General features: G+C 61.1%; 18 protein-coding genes. 12 read left to right on the top strand and 6 right to left on the bottom strand.

Features of this window, described 5'->3' with window-relative positions; translation table 11 throughout:
- Positions 1-29: 29 nt before the first annotated feature.
- Positions 30-236, top strand: a complete 207-nt coding sequence (locus ACQ7C1_RS11945; protein WP_430958406.1) for a hypothetical protein — start codon at positions 30-32, stop codon at positions 234-236.
- A 47-nt stretch (positions 237-283) separates the two neighbouring features.
- Here ACQ7C1_RS11945 and ACQ7C1_RS11940 read toward each other — a convergent pair whose 3' ends face one another.
- The 4 genes from ACQ7C1_RS11940 to ACQ7C1_RS11925 form a co-directional block, all read right to left on the bottom strand.
- Positions 284-1,303, bottom strand: coding sequence for an ABC transporter ATP-binding protein (locus ACQ7C1_RS11940; protein ID WP_430958405.1), 1,020 nt, complete (start codon positions 1,301-1,303; stop codon positions 284-286).
- Positions 1,291-2,985 (bottom strand): ABC transporter permease, encoded by a 1,695-nt coding sequence (locus ACQ7C1_RS11935; protein WP_430958404.1) that lies wholly within the window; start codon positions 2,983-2,985, stop codon positions 1,291-1,293. Before ACQ7C1_RS11935 ends, ACQ7C1_RS11940 begins: the two co-directional genes overlap by 13 nt.
- Before the next feature lie 7 nt (positions 2,986-2,992).
- Positions 2,993-3,970: an ABC transporter substrate-binding protein gene (locus ACQ7C1_RS11930; RefSeq protein ID WP_430958403.1), complete on the bottom strand. Its 978-nt coding sequence runs from the start codon at positions 3,968-3,970 to the stop codon at positions 2,993-2,995.
- A gap of 106 nt (positions 3,971-4,076) precedes the next feature.
- Positions 4,077-4,844 carry an alpha/beta fold hydrolase gene (locus tag ACQ7C1_RS11925; RefSeq protein WP_430958402.1) on the bottom strand — a complete coding sequence of 256 codons (768 nt, stop codon included), beginning with the start codon at positions 4,842-4,844 and terminating at the stop codon, positions 4,077-4,079.
- 201 nt (positions 4,845-5,045) lie between these two features.
- Here ACQ7C1_RS11925 and ACQ7C1_RS11920 point away from each other — a divergent pair, with 201 nt between their 5' ends.
- Positions 5,046-5,516, top strand: coding sequence for a MarR family winged helix-turn-helix transcriptional regulator (locus ACQ7C1_RS11920; protein ID WP_097598045.1), 471 nt, complete (start codon positions 5,046-5,048; stop codon positions 5,514-5,516).
- A gap of 221 nt (positions 5,517-5,737) precedes the next feature.
- Positions 5,738-6,793, top strand: a complete 1,056-nt coding sequence (locus ACQ7C1_RS11915; RefSeq protein ID WP_430958401.1) for an aldo/keto reductase — start codon at positions 5,738-5,740, stop codon at positions 6,791-6,793.
- Between the two features lie 462 nt (positions 6,794-7,255).
- Here the strand turns inward: ACQ7C1_RS11915 and ACQ7C1_RS11910 are convergent, their stop codons facing one another.
- Complete coding sequence (locus tag ACQ7C1_RS11910) at positions 7,256-8,476, bottom strand: PLP-dependent aminotransferase family protein (RefSeq protein WP_430958400.1); 1,221 nt, start codon at positions 8,474-8,476, stop codon at positions 7,256-7,258.
- Between the two features lie 350 nt (positions 8,477-8,826).
- Here ACQ7C1_RS11910 and ACQ7C1_RS11905 point away from each other — a divergent pair, with 350 nt between their 5' ends.
- From ACQ7C1_RS11905 to ACQ7C1_RS11865, 9 genes are all read left to right on the top strand, one after another.
- Complete coding sequence (locus tag ACQ7C1_RS11905; protein ID WP_085778677.1) at positions 8,827-9,927, top strand: branched-chain amino acid aminotransferase; 1,101 nt, start codon at positions 8,827-8,829, stop codon at positions 9,925-9,927.
- Positions 9,893-10,063 (top strand): hypothetical protein, encoded by a 171-nt coding sequence (locus tag ACQ7C1_RS11900; protein ID WP_430958399.1) that lies wholly within the window; start codon positions 9,893-9,895, stop codon positions 10,061-10,063. The genes ACQ7C1_RS11905 and ACQ7C1_RS11900 overlap by 35 nt, the downstream gene beginning before the upstream one ends.
- Positions 10,064-10,178: 115 nt before the next feature.
- The gene (locus tag ACQ7C1_RS11895) at positions 10,179-10,430 is read left to right on the top strand and encodes a ribbon-helix-helix domain-containing protein (protein ID WP_183702550.1); all 252 of its coding nucleotides are present in this window, start codon (positions 10,179-10,181) and stop codon (positions 10,428-10,430) included.
- The gene (locus ACQ7C1_RS11890; protein WP_085778679.1) at positions 10,414-10,749 is read left to right on the top strand and encodes a type II toxin-antitoxin system RelE/ParE family toxin; all 336 of its coding nucleotides are present in this window, start codon (positions 10,414-10,416) and stop codon (positions 10,747-10,749) included. The genes ACQ7C1_RS11895 and ACQ7C1_RS11890 overlap by 17 nt, the downstream gene beginning before the upstream one ends.
- Positions 10,739-11,326 (top strand): class I SAM-dependent methyltransferase, encoded by a 588-nt coding sequence (locus tag ACQ7C1_RS11885; RefSeq protein ID WP_430958398.1) that lies wholly within the window; start codon positions 10,739-10,741, stop codon positions 11,324-11,326. Before ACQ7C1_RS11890 ends, ACQ7C1_RS11885 begins: the two co-directional genes overlap by 11 nt.
- 267 nt (positions 11,327-11,593) lie before the next feature.
- Positions 11,594-12,031 carry a DUF2231 domain-containing protein gene (locus tag ACQ7C1_RS11880; RefSeq protein ID WP_430958397.1) on the top strand — a complete coding sequence of 146 codons (438 nt, stop codon included), beginning with the start codon at positions 11,594-11,596 and terminating at the stop codon, positions 12,029-12,031.
- Positions 12,031-13,602 (top strand): PQQ-dependent sugar dehydrogenase, encoded by a 1,572-nt coding sequence (locus ACQ7C1_RS11875; RefSeq protein ID WP_430958473.1) that lies wholly within the window; start codon positions 12,031-12,033, stop codon positions 13,600-13,602. The genes ACQ7C1_RS11880 and ACQ7C1_RS11875 overlap by 1 nt, the downstream gene beginning before the upstream one ends.
- Before the next feature lie 71 nt (positions 13,603-13,673).
- Complete coding sequence (locus ACQ7C1_RS11870; protein WP_085778683.1) at positions 13,674-13,997, top strand: hypothetical protein; 324 nt, start codon at positions 13,674-13,676, stop codon at positions 13,995-13,997.
- A 425-nt stretch (positions 13,998-14,422) separates the two neighbouring features.
- A complete protein-coding gene (locus ACQ7C1_RS11865) occupies positions 14,423-15,166 on the top strand; it encodes a TIGR04290 family methyltransferase (RefSeq protein WP_430958396.1) in 744 nt (247 codons plus the stop codon).
- 29 nt (positions 15,167-15,195) lie between these two features.
- On the opposite strand, the gene ACQ7C1_RS11860 is transcribed toward ACQ7C1_RS11865, so the two are convergent.
- A complete protein-coding gene (locus ACQ7C1_RS11860) occupies positions 15,196-16,944 on the bottom strand; it encodes a hypothetical protein (RefSeq protein WP_430958395.1) in 1,749 nt (582 codons plus the stop codon).
- Positions 16,945-16,984: the final 40 nt, after the last annotated feature.

The raw sequence follows: 16,984 nt of genomic DNA, 5'->3' as shown, positions 1-16,984 counted from the left end.
TATTCTGCGTATTCGGAGCCGCAAAAATCATGACACCCAAAGAGAAAGAAATCCTCGGCGCGCTGGCGTGGATGTGCGAACAATACATAAGCGATCACAACGGCTATCTGAACCATAAGGCGATGCATGCCGGCGAACTGGCGATCGAAGTTCTAGCTGCTTACGGGCTCGTTGAGTCAACTTCTCTAGGTGATCGCTGGACTGACAAAGGCACGCTCTTACTTGACGAGTCGTAAGGCTTCAATGCTGCTATCTCTACGATAACGAGCTCGCGCCAATTCCATCAAAGCCGCCAGCCGGCGCGGATGACGACGCGCATGGCTTCGCCGGCCGCGACGACGACGCGGCTGTAGGCGCGCAGCGTCTGGCCGTTGCCGAGCGTCAGTTTGACGGCGTAACGCTCGCCCTCGAACAGCACGGACTCGACGGTCGCCGGAGCCCCCTCGCCGCCGATGATCACATCCTCCGGCCGCACCAGAATATCGGCGCCGTCGGTATTGGCGGCCTGGAGCGCATCCTGCAGCTCGTCCCACTCCAACTGGCGTTCGCAGCCCATGACAGGCAGTGTCAGGATCGCGCCGCGTCCGATCAGCCCGCCGACGATGCGCCCTTCCGGCCGCGCATAGATTTCGGCCGGCGGCGCCACCTGCAGCAGCCGGCCCTCGGACATGACGGCGATGTCGGTCGCCAGCGCCATCGCCTCGCTCTGGTCGTGGGTAACGTAGATCATCGTCGCGCGCGAGCGCTGATGGAATTCGCGAAAAGTCTGTTCCATCTCCTGCTTCAGATGCCGGTCGAGATTGGCGAGCGGCTCGTCGAGCAGCACGACGTTGGGCGATGTCACCAGACAGCGGGCGAGCGCCACACGCTGGCGCTGGCCGCCGGAGAGATCGGCCGGCCGGCGCCCGGCATGATCGGCAAGCCGCACGGTGGAAAGCGCCTCGCCGACCTTCGCCCGGTATGCCTCGCCCGAGACGCCGCGCACCTTCAGGGGATAGCCGACATTGTCGGCGACGCTCATATGCGGCCAGAGCGCATAGGACTGGAAGACCATCGCCATGTTGCGCTTCTCGGGCGGCAGCGACTGGGCGGCATCTGCCAGCAGCCGCTCACCGAGATGAATCGAGCCGTCGGAGGGCGTCTCGAAACCAGCGATCATCCGCAGCACCGTCGTCTTGCCGCAGCCGGAAGGCCCGAGCAGCGCCAGAAAACCGCCGTCGCGCACATCGAGCGAAAAGCCGCTGACGGCCGCCCGCCCGGTGCCGAAATCCTTGGCCACCTGGTTGAGGATCAGTTGCGCCACGGGACCACCCCTCTTGGCAGGCGTTTGGACAGGAGTTCCAAGAGCAGCATCAGGACGGCGACCATCAGCACGACGAGTACTGAAAGTGCCGAGGCAAGGTCGGAACTGCCGCTGTCCTCGAGATTGTAGATCGCGACGCCGAGCGTCTGGGTGCCGGCCGACCAGAGCAGCGCCGAGATCGTCAGCTCGTTGCAGGCGATGAGAAAGACGAGGATGACGGAAGCGCCGGCGGCCGGCGCGATCAGCGGCACCATGATATCGGAAAGCCTGCGGAAGAAGCCGGCGCCGGAAAGCCGTGCGGCCTCCTCCAGCGCCGGATCGAGCTGATGGAAGGCGCTGACGACGGGCTTTAGGCTGACGGCGAAGAAGGAGGAAAAATAGGCAATCAGGATGATCCAGATCGTGCCGTAGAGCGAGACATGCAGGACGGGGATCGGTGCCGCGAAGACGAGAATGAAGGAGACCGCCATGACGATGCCTGGCAGCGAATAGGGTATCTCGATCAGGCTGGAAACGATCCGCGACGCCATGTCTCTGCGTCGCGTCAGTGCATAGGCCGCAAGCACCGTCACGACAAGGAGACCAAAGGCCGTGGCGCCGGCAAGCGACAGGGAATTGATAAAGGCCGTGCGTGTCACCGCCTGCCGGAATAGGATCTCCTGAAAGGCATGCAGCGACATGGTCTTGAAGGTGAGTGGTACGCCATAAGCCGGCACCAACGCACCGGCAACAAGCGCGAAGAAGGGGGCGGCCAGCATGAAGAACAGGATCGCCCAGAGGAGCGGCGTGAAGGCGAAGCGCCAGGGGCCGAACTCGAAGACGGCACTTGCCCCCGACAGGCCGATGACGCGATAGTCGCGGCCTCTGAGCGCCCGGTCCTGGATCATCAAGCCTGCGACGGAGATCATGGCGATGATGCCGGAGAGCACGGCGACATCGCCGAAGGTACGGCTGGTGAAGGCAGAGAATTTGGTGAAGATGAGCGTCGGCAGCGTGTAGATCGAGGCCGGGATGCCGAGAATGGCGGGAATGCCGAAATTGCCGGTGCAGGAGACGAAGGAGATCGCCGCGCCGGCGGTGATGCCGGGCAGAGACAGCGGCAGGATGATGTCGCGGAACACCCTGAGGCTCGAGGCGCCGGAAAGCCGCGCGGCCTCGACGCCGTCGCGCGGCAGCGTCATCAGCCCGGCGCGCAGCGCCAGATAGACCAGCGGCGCATGCTGCACGCCATAGAGCAGCGCAATGCCGCCCACCGAATAGAGCGGCTGCGGCGAACCCAGCGGCGGCGCAAGCGAGAGCGCCTTCAACAGCGGGCTCGACGGCCCCGACATCTGCACCCAGGCAAGTGCCGTCACCTGCGGCGGGATCATCATCGGCAGCACGAGAAAGAAGCTGAGCGGCCATTTGCCCGGAAGATCGGTCAGCGTCAGCAGGAAGGCGAAGAGGCAGCCGATGGCAAGGGAAATGATCGTGCCCAAGACTGCGGTGACGATGGTGTAATAGGTGGCCTGCCAGAGTGACGGTTCGCTCAGCACATCGATGACGCCGCCGCTGGCGAAGGCCACGATCCCGACCATGGCGAGGCGGGCGAGCGGCAGCACGCTGAAGATCAGGACTGATACGACGATAAAAGGAAACAGCCAGGCGGGCTGGCTGTTTCCCGGTCTCACATATCCTTGCATGGCTGGATCAGTTCGAGCCGTAAATACCGGAGAAGGTCTTCAGATCCTGATCGGTATTTTTCAACGCTTCCGCTGCCTTGATCGGCAGGACCTTAATGGTATCGCGCGCCGGGAAACCTTCCGGCAGCTTCATGCCGTTGCGGGCCGGGATATAGCCGAGCTTCAGGAAGCCTTCCTGGCCCTTTTCCGAGAGCACGTAATCGACGAACTTCTTGGCAGCCTCTGCATTCTTGGTGCTGGCAAGGATGCCGACCGGCTCGGTGACGGCCGAAACGCCTTCGCTCGGGAAGACAAATTCGACGGGTGCGCCCTTGGCCTTCTCGCGGATCGGCAGATAGTCGACGACCATGCCGTAGGCCTTCTCGCCGGAGGCGACCGACTTCAGGACGGCGCCGTTGCCGCCGGCAGCGATCGCGCCGTTTTCGGCGAGCGCCTTGTAATAATCCCAGCCGAGGCCGGGAACTGCGGCCAGCGTCTGGGCGTGGATCAGCGCAGCACCCGAAGCGAGCGGGCTCGGCATGGTGGCGAGGCCCTTGGCCTCAGGCTTCGTCAGGTCCTTCCAGCTCGTCGGCTTCATCGCGGCCGAGGTGTTGTACATGATGCCTGTCGTGATCAGCTTGGTCGAGTAATAGTAGCCGTCGGCGTCATAGAGGCTGGCGTCGTATCCTGCGGCTTCCGGCGACTTGTAAGCGAGCAGCTTGCCGTCTTTCTTGAGGCGCTCCAGCGTCACCATGTCGGCGATGAGGAGGACGTCGGCGACCGGATTGCCGGCCTGAATCTCGGCCTGAAGCTTGGCGATGATCTTCGGCGTGCCGTCGCGCACCCAGTCGACCTTGATGTCGGGATTGGCGGCCATGAAGCCGTCGACCGTCGCCTGCGCGTCTTCGTTAGGCTGGCTGGTGTAGAGAACGAGGTCTGCGGCCGAAGCCGGAACGGCAAGGAGGCTCGCGGCGAGAAGAGCAGCGGCGGAAACGATCGTCTTCATGGGAGGGGTCCTCGGGAATTGCGTCACCCCTCCCTTATTAGGGGTCGTTGACAGAGATGTGACAGGACGCAGCGGCTGCGCCGCACTCTGCACCAATGCGCTGGCGTTACTTCGCGGCCTCTTCGATAAGTTCCGCCACCTTCTTCGGCTGCGAAACCATCACGACGTGGGAAGCGCCCTCGACCACGACGGTCCGCTTGGAGCCTGCCCGCTCGGCCATGAAGCCAAGGGCTGCCGCCGGGATGTTCTTGTCGCCGGTGCCGTAGACGAACCACGACGGCAGCTTCTTCCAAGCGGGCTCGCCGGATTTTTCGGTCAGTGCCGCTTCGGTGATCGGCCGTTGAGCCGCCGCCATCAGGGCCGCCTGTTCAGCCGGCACGTCACTTGCGAACTGGTCATGGAACTTGGCCTGGTCGATGTAGAGATCGACGCCGCCTGCGCTGAGCTTCACCGGAGCTGCAAGCGCTGCGCCCAGGGTGCCGCCGGGAAATTTACCAGCGAGGTCGGCAACCGATTCCCCGGCCTCCGGCGCGAAGGCCGCGACATAGACCAGGGACTTGACGTTGTCATGGCCGTTCGCCGCGGTCGAGATCACCTGCCCGCCGTAGGAATGGCCGACCAGGACCACAGGGCCGGCAATGCTGCCGACGACGTCGGACACATAGGCGGCGTCGCTCGAGACGCTGCGCAGCGGATTGGCGGCAGCCACGACCGAAAAGCCGTCCTTGCGGAGAATTTCAACGACGCCGTTCCAGCTGGATGAATCGGCAAAGGCGCCGTGGACGAGGACGACGGTCGGCTTGGCCGGCTGAGCGAAGGCAGCACCGGACAGAAGAGCGCCCGCCAGGGCGACAACAGCAGCAAACTTGAACATGGGTCAATTCCTTTGGTCGGTTGAGTTTCTTGGGAGCAGAAGCGCGAACCGCACGGGGCGTTCACGTGCTTTCAAGTCCCGTCTTCGTGTAATTTGTAGACGATTTATTTGTACGCGATCTAAATAGCCAGCCTCATGCGCGACGTCAATAGCTTGCAAACAGATCGCGCACAAATTATATTGATTGCAGAGGAGAGCGTGATGAAAGACACCCTAATGAATGACCTCGCCGACGTGCCGAAGATCGATGAGATGCTTTGCTTTTCAATCTATTCCGCAAGCCACGCCTTCAATCAGCTTTACCGCCCCCTGCTCGACGAGCTGGATCTGACCTATCCGCAATTCCTGGTCATGACCGCCTTGTGGGCGCGTGACGACCGCACGGTGAAGGATCTCGGCGAGACGCTTTTCCTGGATTCCAGCACCCTCACCCCGCTGCTGAAGCGGCTGGAAAATGTCGGCCTCGTCACCCGCAACCGGAATCCCGCCGACGAGCGCCAAGTGCTCTTGCGCCTGACGAAGAAGGGACACGCCCTCAAGAGCGGTGCCGCCCACGTGTTCGATTGCATCGGCAAGGCCGTCGGCCTCGACGCCGACACCGTCGGCAAGATTCGGGACACGATCGCTTCCCTCCGCGACAACATTCACAAGAAGGACAGGAACGAGACCTGACGCGAGGCGGCGCCCGTCGCGTCGTCGCCACGTCAGGACGATTTCCGTCGACAAGCCGATCGCATATTGTACGATCTGCTCGGGGCCGAGCGCCCCGCGATCAATCGCAGCCTCGGGCGGCCGCAAACTCGCCTACCCCTCACGCAGGCGTGAACACGCCGCCATTGTCATTCTATCGCGTTGAGGTACGTCAATCGCGTTCCGATGAAGGAGGAGTTTCAATGGAATATCGTCTGCTCGGCCGTTCCGGCCTGAAGGTTTCGACTTTGACCATGGGTACGATGACGTTCGGCGGCGTCGGCTGGGCAAAGATGGTCGGCGATCTCGGCGTCTCCGATGCAAAGAAAATGATCGACATGTGCATCGATGCCGGCATCAACCTGATCGACACCGCCAATATCTATTCCAATGGCGAATGCGAAAACATCATCGGCGAGGCGCTCGCCGGCAAGCGGCCGCAGGGCGTGCTGCTCGCTACCAAGGCGCGCTTCGGCATGGGCGACGGTCCGAACGACCGCGGCCTGTCGCGCTACCACCTGATCCGCGAATGCGAGGCGAGCCTCAAGCGCCTGAAGACCGACGTCATCGACCTCTACCAAGTGCATGAATGGGACGGCCAGACGCCGCTCGAAGAGACGATGGAAGCGCTCGACACGCTGATCAAGCAGGGAAAGGTGCGCTATGTCGGCTGCTCGAACTACTCCGGCTGGCACATTATGAAGGCGCTCGGCATCGCCAATGAGCATCGCTATCAGCGCTTCGTCAGCCAGCAGATCCATTACACGCTCGAAGCGCGCGATGCCGAATACGAGCTGCTGCCGATTTCGATCGACCAGGGCCTCGGCGTGCTGGTCTGGAGCCCGCTTGCCGGCGGCCTGCTTTCCGGCAAACACCGCCGCAACCAGGCCGCTCCCGAGGGAACGCGCCAGTTCGCCGGCTGGACCGAGCCGCCGATCCGCGACGAAAACCGCCTCTGGAACATCGTCGAGACGCTGGTGGCAATCGGCGAAGAGCGTGGCGTCTCGGCGGCCCAGGTGGCGCTTGCCTGGTTGATCGGCCGCAAGGCGGTCACCTCGGTCATCATCGGCGGGCGCACCGAAGCCCAGTTCCGTGACAACATCGCCGCTGCCGAGCTGAAACTCACGGATGAGGAGCGCAAGCGTCTCGACGCCGTCAGCCTGCCGCCGGTGATCTATCCCTATTGGCACCAGCTGAATACGGCGAGCGACCGGCTCGGCGAAGCCGACCTCGAGCTTTTCGGCCCGCACCTGCAGTAATAGCGAGAGAAGATCAGGCATGACACGGTGAAAGACAGGTCCTTTCCTCAGAGAAGAAGGCGGAAGCAGTTCCCTCCCCTCCCTCATTCCTGTGCTCGTCACAGGAGTCCAGCGTGCCCAAGTCCTTGGGCACGAGGGAGTCTTCACGAATAGGAGTTCAATCACGGCGCGGACGCGCCGTGGCTGGATTCCTGTGACGAGCACAGGAATGAGGGATGAGAGGGCGTGCCATGCAGCCCCTCATCTGCCTTCCGGCATCTTCTCCCCGACGGGGAGAAGCGGAATCGTCTCGTTTCCTAGAAGCGTCTGCAGTGGAAAGAGAAGCGAGCGGCTTGCTCCATCTTCTCCCCAGCGGGGGTCCGAAGGACGGGTTGAGACCCGTGGCTCAACCCCGGTCGATGGCCCGAGGGGTCGGATAGGGCCATAGGGCACAACAGTTTTGTTGCACCCCACTCCCAACACTCACCCACCAATCTCCGCGGCAATCAACTTCCCCAGCCGGCTGATCCCATCCTCGATCATCTGCTCATTCGCGCAGGAGAAGCTGACGCGGAAGGTGTTGGCGCCGGAGCCGTCGGCGAAGAAGGCTTTGCCGGGCACGAAGGCGACCTTGGCGGTCTCGAGCGATTTCGCCAGCAGCTTGGCGCCGTCCATGCCTTCCGGCAGCGTGATCCAGATGAACATGCCGCCTTCCGGCTTCGTCCAACTCGCGCCTTTGGGCATGTACTTCTCGAGCGCCGCCAGCATGCAGTCGCGGCGATGGCTGTAGGCCGCTTTAATCTTGGCGACCTGCTTGTCGAAACCGCGCACGGCGACATCGGATATCGCTATCTGATTGATCGTTGAGGAATGCAGGTCGGCCGCCTGCTTCATCAGCACCAGCTTGCGGATGACAGGCGCATTGGCGACGATGAAGCCGACGCGAAGGCCGGGCGCCAGCGTCTTGGAAAAGCTGCCGCAATAGATCGTTCGCGTGTCGTTGATATGGCCCTTCTCGGCGATCTCCAGCGCCAGGATCGGCGGGATCGGCTCGCCGTCGTAACGCAGCGACTGGTAGGCGGCATCCTCGATGACGGCAATGTCGAGCTCTTCGGCGAGCGCCAGCACCCGCTTGCGGCCGGCGAGATCGACGGTTTCGCCGGTCGGATTGGAGAAATCTGCGGAGAGATAGGCGAATTTCACCTTGCCGCCGGCAGCCGCAGCCGCCACGCGGTAGGACTCGGGCGTCCGGTTGCCGCTCGGCGTCAGTTGGTCATAGGCCGGCTCATAGGCATTGAAGGCCTGCAGCGCGCCAAGATAGGTCGGCCAGGTCACGAGCGCGGTATCATTGGGCGAAAGAAAGAGCTTTCCGAGATAATCGAGCCCCTGCTGTGAGCCGGAGACAATGAAGACATTGTCGAGCTCGCAGGGAATGCCGAGGGCGGCCATCTGCTTGACCAGCCATTCGCGCAGCGGCTTGTAGCCTTCGCTGACCGAATATTGCAGCGCCGAATTGACGGCGGCACCTGCGAAGATATCGGCATAGGCCCGCTGGAATTCCTCGGCCGGAAACAGCGCCGGATCCGGAATGCCGCCGGCAAAGGAAATAATGTCGGGCTGGTCGAGAAGCTTCAGGAGCTCGCGGATTTCGGATGCGCGCATGCGCGATGAGCGCGACGCAAACATGGTGTCCCAGTTCAGCATGGAGGTTTCCTCGTATTTTCTGTACCGCCGACAAATCATGCGGCGGAAATTATGTCAATAATGCTGACCTATTTTCTTGTAATAGCGATAAGTTGGAGATCACATATTCCAAAGCCTGGGTATGAAATTCGCGAACGTCAGTCCCGATAAGAATGAAGTTCCCGAATCGACCGATGGTGACGCCATCCTCGATCGCAGGCGCTCGATTCCGAATTTGTTGCTCGACGTCAGCCACTTCAAGCAATTATTCCTCTGATCAAGCCGAAACCGGCTGCTTCAGACCTTTCCAAAACCGGCTCGGCGGCGGTAGTGTCGCCGCCACTATTCAATTTACTATCAAGGTGCCAGCAATGACCGTGATGTCGGCCTCTCCTGAAATCAAAATCGAACTCCACAAGACCCCCGTCTCGGACGCCGACCGCATCCAGGCACTGGAGACGCCCGGCTTCGGCAAGATCTTCACGGATCACATGGTCCTGGCGCGATGGACGGCCGACAAGGGCTGGCATGATACGAAGGTTACGCCCAGGCGACCCCTGGAGCTCGATCCTGCGAGCGCCGTGCTGCATTACGCTCAGGAAATCTTCGAAGGCATGAAAGCCTACAAGGCAGACGATGGCCGGATTCTGCTCTTTCGGCCTGAAGAGAACGCACGCCGCTTCGCGCAATCGGCAACCCGCATGGCGATGCCTCCCGTGCCCGAAGAGCTCTTTTTGAAGGCGGTCGAAGCACTGGTCCGCGTCGACAAGGCCTGGATTCCGGCTGGCGACGCCAGCCTCTACCTTCGCCCCTTCATGTTCGCCAACGAGGCGTTTCTCGGCGTTCGTCCGGCTCAGGAATATATCTTCTGCATCATCGCCTCACCGGTCGGCGCCTACTTCAAGGGCGGCGCGAAGGCCGTCTCTCTTTGGGTCGAAACCGAATACACCCGTGCAGCCAGCGGCGGCACCGGCGCTGCAAAATGCGGCGGAAACTACGCAGCCAGCCTCGTGGCGCAAGCGGAAGCCGCGAAGAGGGGTTGCGATCAGGTCGTCTTCCTGGATGCCGCGGAGCATCGCTGGGTCGAAGAACTCGGCGGCATGAACGTCTTCTTCGTGATGAATGATGGATCGATGGTGACCCCGCCCCTTGGCGGCACGATCCTGCCGGGCATCACCCGGGCTTCCGTCATCGTGCTCGCGGAGGAAAGGGGCTTGCGCGTGGAGCAGCGTCCCTACTCCTTCGCGGAATGGCAGGAGGATGCCGCCAGCGGCAGGCTTGTCGAAGCGTTCGCTTGCGGCACTGCCGCGGTCCTGGCGGGCATTGGCTTGGTTCGACATGCGGGCGGCGAGTTTCTGGTCGGAGACGGACAGACCGGCAAGCTGACCAGCGAACTGCGACAGCAGCTCGTCAGTCTGCAGAAGGGCGTAACGAACGATGAGCACGGCTGGACGCGCCTCATCCCGGCCTGACATTCAGACCTTTCACGCGAACGGCGGCGCCAGCACTGACATGGTGGGCGCCGCTCTCGGCCTCGCCTTCAAAGCAGCCGGGCTGACGACAGTTCTCGAACTCGCCGACGCCGATGCAATCATTAAAGAAGACTGACCCTCATGTGACCCAAGCGCTCGACGGCGGGCGGCAACGCTTCTATCACGGGGTGGGGAATCGTAACAGGCATCAGGGACAGCTGAACCGGCACGCACGGACGGCAGGAAATTCAATGGCGAAAATGACGATCTCGCTTCCGGATAATCTGGCGGATTACATCTCGCGCCGTGTCGCAAGCGGCAGATACGACAGCGCCGACGCATTCCTGGCGGAGCTGATCGCGAAGGACCAGGACCATCGTAAGCTCGAGGACGACGAACTGCGCGAGATCCTGAGGCAGGCCGAGGAGAGCGGTATCAGCGACCGGCGCATTCCCGACATTTTGTTGGAAACGAAGGTGAAGCTGCGTGACATCAACCTATAGGCTGACCCGAACGGCCGACGCCGTACTGTCAGGCATCGACGAATATGCCAATCTACATTTCGGCGAGGCGCAGGCGGATGCCTATCTTCTTGACTGGGATCGGATTTTAATACTTCTCTCGCGCGTGCCCTCCATGGGCGATGAGTGCGACGCACTTGGCGCCGGCCTGCGCCGCCTCCTCCACATGCGTCATGTCGCCTTCTACCGGCAAATACCCGACGGCATCCTCGTCATCGACATCATCGGCGCCGACCGGCTTGCCGAAAGGCATCTCCAATCCAACCGACGATCCGGACCGGCCGCTCCCCATGCCCCATGACAGCACCTCCGCCTTCTACGACAATAACGCAGCGATATACGCCAATCGCGCGCGCAGCCTGCCGAAACAGAAGCTCGACACTTTTCTTGCCCGACTTGCGCCGGGGGCCGCGATCCTCGAACTTGGCTGCGGCGGCGGACAGGACAGTGCCTACATGCTCTCTCAAGGCTTCGATGTGACGCCAACCGACGGTTCACCCGAACTCGCGGCACAAGCCGAGGCGCGAATCGGCAGGGAGGTCAGGGTCATGCTCTTTGAGGATCTCAACGCCGAGGCCGCGTTCGACGGCATCTGGGCCGAAGCGAGCCTCCTTCATGTCCCGAGAACGACCCTGGCCGACGTCTTCGCCCGCATTCACCGCGCGCTCAGAACCGGCGGCATCCTCCACGCAAGCTTCAAGTCGGGAGAAGCCGAAGGGCATGATGGCTTCGGGCGCTATTACAACTATCCATCCGCCAATTGGCTGTCGGCGCTTCTGACGGCAGGCGGCTGGCGCAACCTCGCCGTCGAGGAAAGCGATGGCGGCGGATATGACGGCATGCCGACCCGCTGGCTCATCGTGAGTGCGCAACGATAAAGGTCGGAGCTTCGCCCCGTGTTTGGCGGCAGTCTTGGCGCCCGCCGCGCGTTCAGGCGACAACATCGTACTCCTCCCGCGCATGTCACGGGAATGACGGACGGAATTTAACTGCCTCCCTACATTGTCACTCCGGCGGTACGCGCGAAAGGCAGCAGCCGCTATTGGTCGAGGAGGCGGTTCGTAAGCCAGTGCCGCTGCAACGGAACCATCCGCTGCCTCCACGGTTGAATCGTATATCTGCGCACTTGCCTCTCGGAGCATGCCATGGCTGTACTTTCACCCGACGATAGAGACGCGGCCGCCTATCCGATACAGTCGCTCTTCGTCCCGTTCCCTTTCGTCTGCTTCACGCTTGCGCTCGCGACCGATATCGCCTTCTGGCAGAGCAACAACCTCATGTGGCAAAACTTCTCCGCCTGGCTGTTGTGCGCCGGCCTCGTCTTCGGTGTGATTGCGATCCTGGCTGGTTTGATTGACCTCGCGCGGCCCCGGACCCGTCCGTTGCGGTCGGCTTTCCCGTCTGTGCTTCTCTACCTGATCATCCTCGCCCTTGCCTTCCTGAACAGCCTTGTCCATGCCGGCGACGGATGGACTGCCGTCATGCCTTATGGACTGGCGCTCTCGGCCGTTACTTCAGCGCTTTGCCTGGTGGCAGCCGCTGTTTCCGCCCGCAAATATGCCAGATTGGCCTGGAGGGTATGATGATGAGATCCCTCATTCTCGCCACCTCGGTTCTATCGCTTTTCCTCGGATTCGGTACGTCGGCGCGGGAGGCCGAATTCGATCTGTCGCAGCAGATCGGCCCGGATCCGGTTCTGCCTGAGCCATCTTCCTCCCTGATATCTGATCTCAAAGTCGCGGAAGTGGTCGGCTGGAAGGAAGGAGAGACTCCTGCCGTTCCCGACGGCTTGAAGATCAGTGCCTATGCGAAGGGCCTTGCCAATCCACGCACGGTCCATACCCTGCCAAACGGCGACGTGCTCGTCGTCCAGTCCCGCGGCCCGACCGGCGAACCGACCTCGCGGCCGAAGGATCTCATCCGCGGCTGGATCATGTCGATCGCCCACGGTGGCAGCGGTGAACAGAAAGAGAGCAATATCATTACCCTGCTGCGTGACACCAATCGCGACGGCACCGTCGATGAACGCCATGACCTGCTGAAGAAGCTCGATTCTCCCTTCGGCCTTGCCTGGATAGACAATATGCTTTACGTCGCGACGACGAGCGCCATCCTGGCCTACCCTTACGAACTCGGACGGAACGAGGTCGCCGCGCAGCCGAAAATCCTGACGCCGCTTCCCGGCGGCCCGATTAATCATCATTGGACAAAGGATCTGGCCCTCAGCCCCGACGGCCGGACGCTCTATGTCTCGGTCGGATCGAATTCCAATATCGTTGAGAACGGGCTCGAAGCAGAAAAAGGTCGTGCAGCGGTCTGGCAGGTCGACCGGCAGACCGGCGCGGCCCGCGTTTTCGCCTCCGGTCTGCGCAACCCGAACGGCCTTGCCTTCAACCCCGAAACGGGTGCGCTCTGGGTTGTCGTCAATGAGCGTGACGAGCTCGGCCCAAACCTCGTTCCCGACTATATGACCTCTGTGGAGGACGGCGGCTTCTACGGCTGGCCTTGGAGCTACTACGGCAACCACGTCGACGCTCGCGTTCATCCGCCACGAACCGACATGGTCGAAAAGGCAATCCGACCGGACTACGCCCTGTCCAGCCATGTTGCCGCGCTCGGATTGACCTTCTCGATGAATTCCGCGCTTCCAGCCGCATACGCCAACGGCGCCTTCATCGGCGAGCACGGCAGCTGGAACCGGAATAGCTTCAATGGTTACAAAGTTGTCTTCGTACCGTTCCAGAATGGCAAGCCATCTGGCAAGGCGCAGGACGTCGTCACAGGCTTTATCCAGGGCGATCAGGCAAAAGGGCGACCGGTCGGAGTGGGGATCGATGGGACGGGAGCGTTGCTTGTTGCCGATGATGCCGGCAATACCGTTTGGCGCGTCACTTCATCCGACGGCAAAGTTACGCCGCAGCCAATTGGCACCGACCAGCTTTCCGGGAATCCGCAAAGCTCGACGAATTCGAACACGGCGCGGACTTTCGATTCGAACCCCGGCATCGGAACGGAAACGACGAATTCCACCACCCAAACCCAGGGACATCGAGCCTCGGCCGACGAGCGCTTGACGGGCCAGAAACCACTTTCCGGACCGCCGGACAAGTTTCAGCCTGTGCAGATGCAGATTGCCCCTGCGGCCGGCCCCTAAGGACTTGGTGGAGGCCCAATTCGGAAGAAGGACTGAAATGACATCCGGATAAACGCCAACGGAGGTTTGGCATGCCGACCACATCCCGGAAGTTCAAACGACTCCTAAGCGCGCTATCGCTCACCGTGGCGATCCTCCCCCTATCGCTCCAGGCGAACGCACAGGCGCCGCCTGACAAATGCGTCGCCCCGTCACAGTCAAACCAGGATCGCGATTCAGCGGATGACCATCAAGATCTCTCCAAGAAACTGGATGACTGCAACGGCGAACTCAGGCCTCCTCCCATCGGCGACACCGAAATGGTGGAACCGGCGCCCGACACCGGTAATTCGCGCATCATCCGTCCGGGAGATATGCCGCCCAACACCAATCCGTCGCACAATTCTGATGACTAAATTCACCGTCCAGAGATCTGTGTGTCGGCCGAGAAGGACCATCTCGCACACAATTGGCGGGTTTTTCTTCTTCAGCGGGAACCGAAAACCATCAAGAGGGTTCGACCACATCTGACGAAGCCGGCTCAAGCTGAACATGCCGCAGGTATCTCAAAAGCGGACGAAGACTGGAGGGGGAGATACCGAAGATCCCTTATTGACCACCTGTCTCCCTGGATGGATCGCCCGTTCGCTCGCCAGAAGCGGAATTCACCGAATGAGCCAATTGGCAGATTTGAAGAATGCCGAACTCCTCAAGCTCGCGGGGATCGGCCCCCGGTCCGTCGAGCAGATACGGTCGGCGATCAGAAAATTCAAACGTAACCGGACACACGTCTCGGCGGCGCGGTCGAAGCAATGATTGACGCTGCGGATCGGAGTACGGAATGAACGAGAAGGCTCGACTGGAAAGGGACATCGCAGCCCTGAGGCCATGGTTTCACAACCTGCGAATTAGCGGCGTACAGACCGCGCCTGATCATTTTCTTGGTGACTACCCGTCATTCAAATGGGCCCACTTTCAGCAGGTTGTGCCTGAAGATCTCCGGGGGTGCAGCGTTCTCGACATCGGCTGCAACGCCGGATTCTATTCACTTGAAATGAAAAGAAGAAATGCCGGACGGGTCGTCGGAATCGACTCCGACCCGCATTATCTCAGGCAAGCCGAGTTCGTAGCCAGACAGACAGGTGAGGATATCGAGTTCAAGCTGATGTCGGTGTACGAGGTGGAAAAACTGAAGGAGAGATTTGACCTGGTCCTTTTCATGGGTGTCCTTTATCACCTGCGGCATCCGCTGCTGGCACTCGACCTTCTGCATGAGCATGTCGTCGGCGGCCAGATGCTGTTTCAATGCATGCAGCGGGGGGAAGAGGAAGTCGCGGCACTCAGCGAAAATTACGACTTCTTCAACACGACAGTATTTGAGCAGCGCGGCTTTCCCAAAGTGTATTTCTTGGAAGAACGTTACGCTGGCGACCCCACAAATTGGTTCATTCCGAACAAGGCGGCGGTCGAAGCGATGCTGAGAAGCGCCGGGTTTGTCATTCGTGCCAATCCGGAACGGGAAGTTTATCTGGTGGAACATGGAAGCCGCCACCCGATGGCGGAACCGCCTCCGTCACTTTGCTGAAAAACTTCGGATCCAGACCGCTTCCGCAGTCAGGCTCCGATCAACTGCGGCAGGCGGTCCAGGTAGCGTTTGATGGTGCTTTCAATCCGCTCCCTCTCGGCGTCATCGACGCTCGCCCTCGCCTGCGACCACAAACCTATCTGGAAACCGAGATAACATGCCTCGAAAAGCTTGAGCACATCATCGCGCAAATCGCAGTCCGCTTCCTGAGCGACGAGATCGGCAAGACGATCACGCTCCTTACTCGAGAGTTCGAATTCCACGCAGGCGCCCACGACGTCCCAGGCAATGTCCTGACACCCGATCAGATCGTGGGCCGCGTTGTGATCGAGCGCATCCGTCTTCACGATGCGCCCGTTGGTGGTCGTCAGCCATTCCCATGGGTGAAGCCGGTTGTCCGTATCGACCCGTCGCAATCGTCCGGCTAGCCGCTCGGGCGTGCTTATCACGCATCCCAATTTTTCTGCCGTGTCCGATCCTGCCGCTTTCGCAATATTGAAAATCGCCATCTCACACAGTTTCTGAATCGACGCGCCGCCGTTTCGCGCCGGGAGGTGACGGGCACGAAAACCGAGATAACGTCCGAGGTGATCCGCGATGTCGCGCCTGCTGACAGCGCTATGGTCGAAGGGCGTTCCATCCAGCCATTCTTCGATGATAAATCCGTAACAGGTGCCGGCGATCCTAGGGATAAAGCCGGCTTCGCTCAGCAAAGAGCCTCTTCTGGCCTTGTCCGAGTCGCTCCCGCCAAGCCCGGCAAACTTGACAAGCCACGCCCCTCCTTCGGCTTCCATCAGGAATTTGCGTTTTTCCATCTGCATATAGCTCGGCGGCCAATGTGAAGGATCGCGATACCGAACCGCGCGCCATGCGCCACCGGACAGGTCCCGCCACGACGAACGCGCACCGCCGACAACATCGGCCGCCCATGTCTGCAGACGATGTTTCGGATCTTGGGCCTTGAGGGCAAGATCGTCGACGCTGACGACATGGCGTGGCCGATCTCGCCACCGGGTCCGATGCTGCTCGCTAGCCTGCGGGCCTAGTTCACCCGTGTGGCTCGGGAAAAAATGAAGCCGATCAGACGCCACGCCGTTCTCCTGCAACCAGTCCGCAACGCAGCCGAACGAGCTCCCCGATAGCCCCGGCCCTTCATCGACGATGGCGAAATCGGTTTCAGGGTCGGCAAGAATGCGCTTGGAAAGAGCCGGTGTGACGCGCACGTACCGCTCGAAGGGATGGCCAGTCGGGCGCAGCGAATAGGCCGGCTCGGCATCCAAGGCTGCAGAAACCAGAGCCGCGAGTCCGGTCCCGATGCTTCGGATCCCGATGACGACTGTTTTAGGCGTCAAGTTTGAGATCGAAGCCGCCTCGATATAGCTCTCGGGATACAAAGCATAGAAGGCGTAGCCCTCTGCGCGCTTCATTCGCACCGGATCTGCGCTGGCGAGAGATTCGAGTTTAGTTGTCCAATCCTCTGGAAAGGACAAACTGCCGGAAAATCCGTTTCGCCACGATCGCATGATCTCCCGTGCCTGCATGCGCAGAAATTTCGCGCCTGCATCCTGCAGCTCGGAGATATCGTCCGCGCCTTTTCTCCCGAATTCCTGATCGGCCAGTCCCTGAACCAGTTCTCCAGTCAGGATGAATGCTCGAACCAGGGTTTCGTGGCGCTGCCGGCTCGGCTGCATTTCGATGCACGCCATCATCATTCTTGAAATCGATGCGCGTACAGCTGCTGCGTTCTCGATGTGCTCGACATCGCCATAGACCAGCATCCGGTCCTCCTTCCTTGCAGCAATGCCTGCCCGAGCTGGT

The sequence above is a fragment of the Rhizobium sp. Nf11,1 genome (genome assembly GCF_050587665.1).
Taxonomy (GTDB): domain Bacteria; phylum Pseudomonadota; class Alphaproteobacteria; order Rhizobiales; family Rhizobiaceae; genus Rhizobium.
This window is presented reverse-complemented; position numbering and strand designations above follow the sequence as displayed.

Excerpts from the sequence above, each read along its gene's own strand:
- ACQ7C1_RS11945 (WP_430958406.1), top strand. The coding sequence starts at position 30 with ATGACACCCAAAGAGAAAGAAATCCTCGGCGCGCTGGCGTGGATGTGC.
- ACQ7C1_RS11935 (WP_430958404.1), bottom strand. The coding sequence starts at position 2,985 with ATGCAAGGATATGTGAGACCGGGAAACAGCCAGCCCGCCTGGCTGTTT.
- ACQ7C1_RS11930 (WP_430958403.1), bottom strand. The coding sequence starts at position 3,970 with ATGAAGACGATCGTTTCCGCCGCTGCTCTTCTCGCCGCGAGCCTCCTT.
- ACQ7C1_RS11925 (WP_430958402.1), bottom strand. The coding sequence starts at position 4,844 with ATGTTCAAGTTTGCTGCTGTTGTCGCCCTGGCGGGCGCTCTTCTGTCC.
- ACQ7C1_RS11920 (WP_097598045.1), top strand. The coding sequence starts at position 5,046 with ATGAAAGACACCCTAATGAATGACCTCGCCGACGTGCCGAAGATCGAT.
- ACQ7C1_RS11915 (WP_430958401.1), top strand. The coding sequence starts at position 5,738 with ATGGAATATCGTCTGCTCGGCCGTTCCGGCCTGAAGGTTTCGACTTTG.
- ACQ7C1_RS11910 (WP_430958400.1), bottom strand. The coding sequence starts at position 8,476 with ATGCTGAACTGGGACACCATGTTTGCGTCGCGCTCATCGCGCATGCGC.
- ACQ7C1_RS11905 (WP_085778677.1), top strand. The coding sequence starts at position 8,827 with ATGACCGTGATGTCGGCCTCTCCTGAAATCAAAATCGAACTCCACAAG.
- ACQ7C1_RS11900 (WP_430958399.1), top strand. The coding sequence starts at position 9,893 with ATGAGCACGGCTGGACGCGCCTCATCCCGGCCTGACATTCAGACCTTT.
- ACQ7C1_RS11895 (WP_183702550.1), top strand. The coding sequence starts at position 10,179 with ATGGCGAAAATGACGATCTCGCTTCCGGATAATCTGGCGGATTACATC.
- ACQ7C1_RS11885 (WP_430958398.1), top strand. The coding sequence starts at position 10,739 with ATGCCCCATGACAGCACCTCCGCCTTCTACGACAATAACGCAGCGATA.
- ACQ7C1_RS11880 (WP_430958397.1), top strand. The coding sequence starts at position 11,594 with ATGGCTGTACTTTCACCCGACGATAGAGACGCGGCCGCCTATCCGATA.
- ACQ7C1_RS11875 (WP_430958473.1), top strand. The coding sequence starts at position 12,031 with ATGATGAGATCCCTCATTCTCGCCACCTCGGTTCTATCGCTTTTCCTC.
- ACQ7C1_RS11870 (WP_085778683.1), top strand. The coding sequence starts at position 13,674 with ATGCCGACCACATCCCGGAAGTTCAAACGACTCCTAAGCGCGCTATCG.
- ACQ7C1_RS11865 (WP_430958396.1), top strand. The coding sequence starts at position 14,423 with ATGAACGAGAAGGCTCGACTGGAAAGGGACATCGCAGCCCTGAGGCCA.
- ACQ7C1_RS11860 (WP_430958395.1), bottom strand. The coding sequence starts at position 16,944 with ATGCTGGTCTATGGCGATGTCGAGCACATCGAGAACGCAGCAGCTGTA.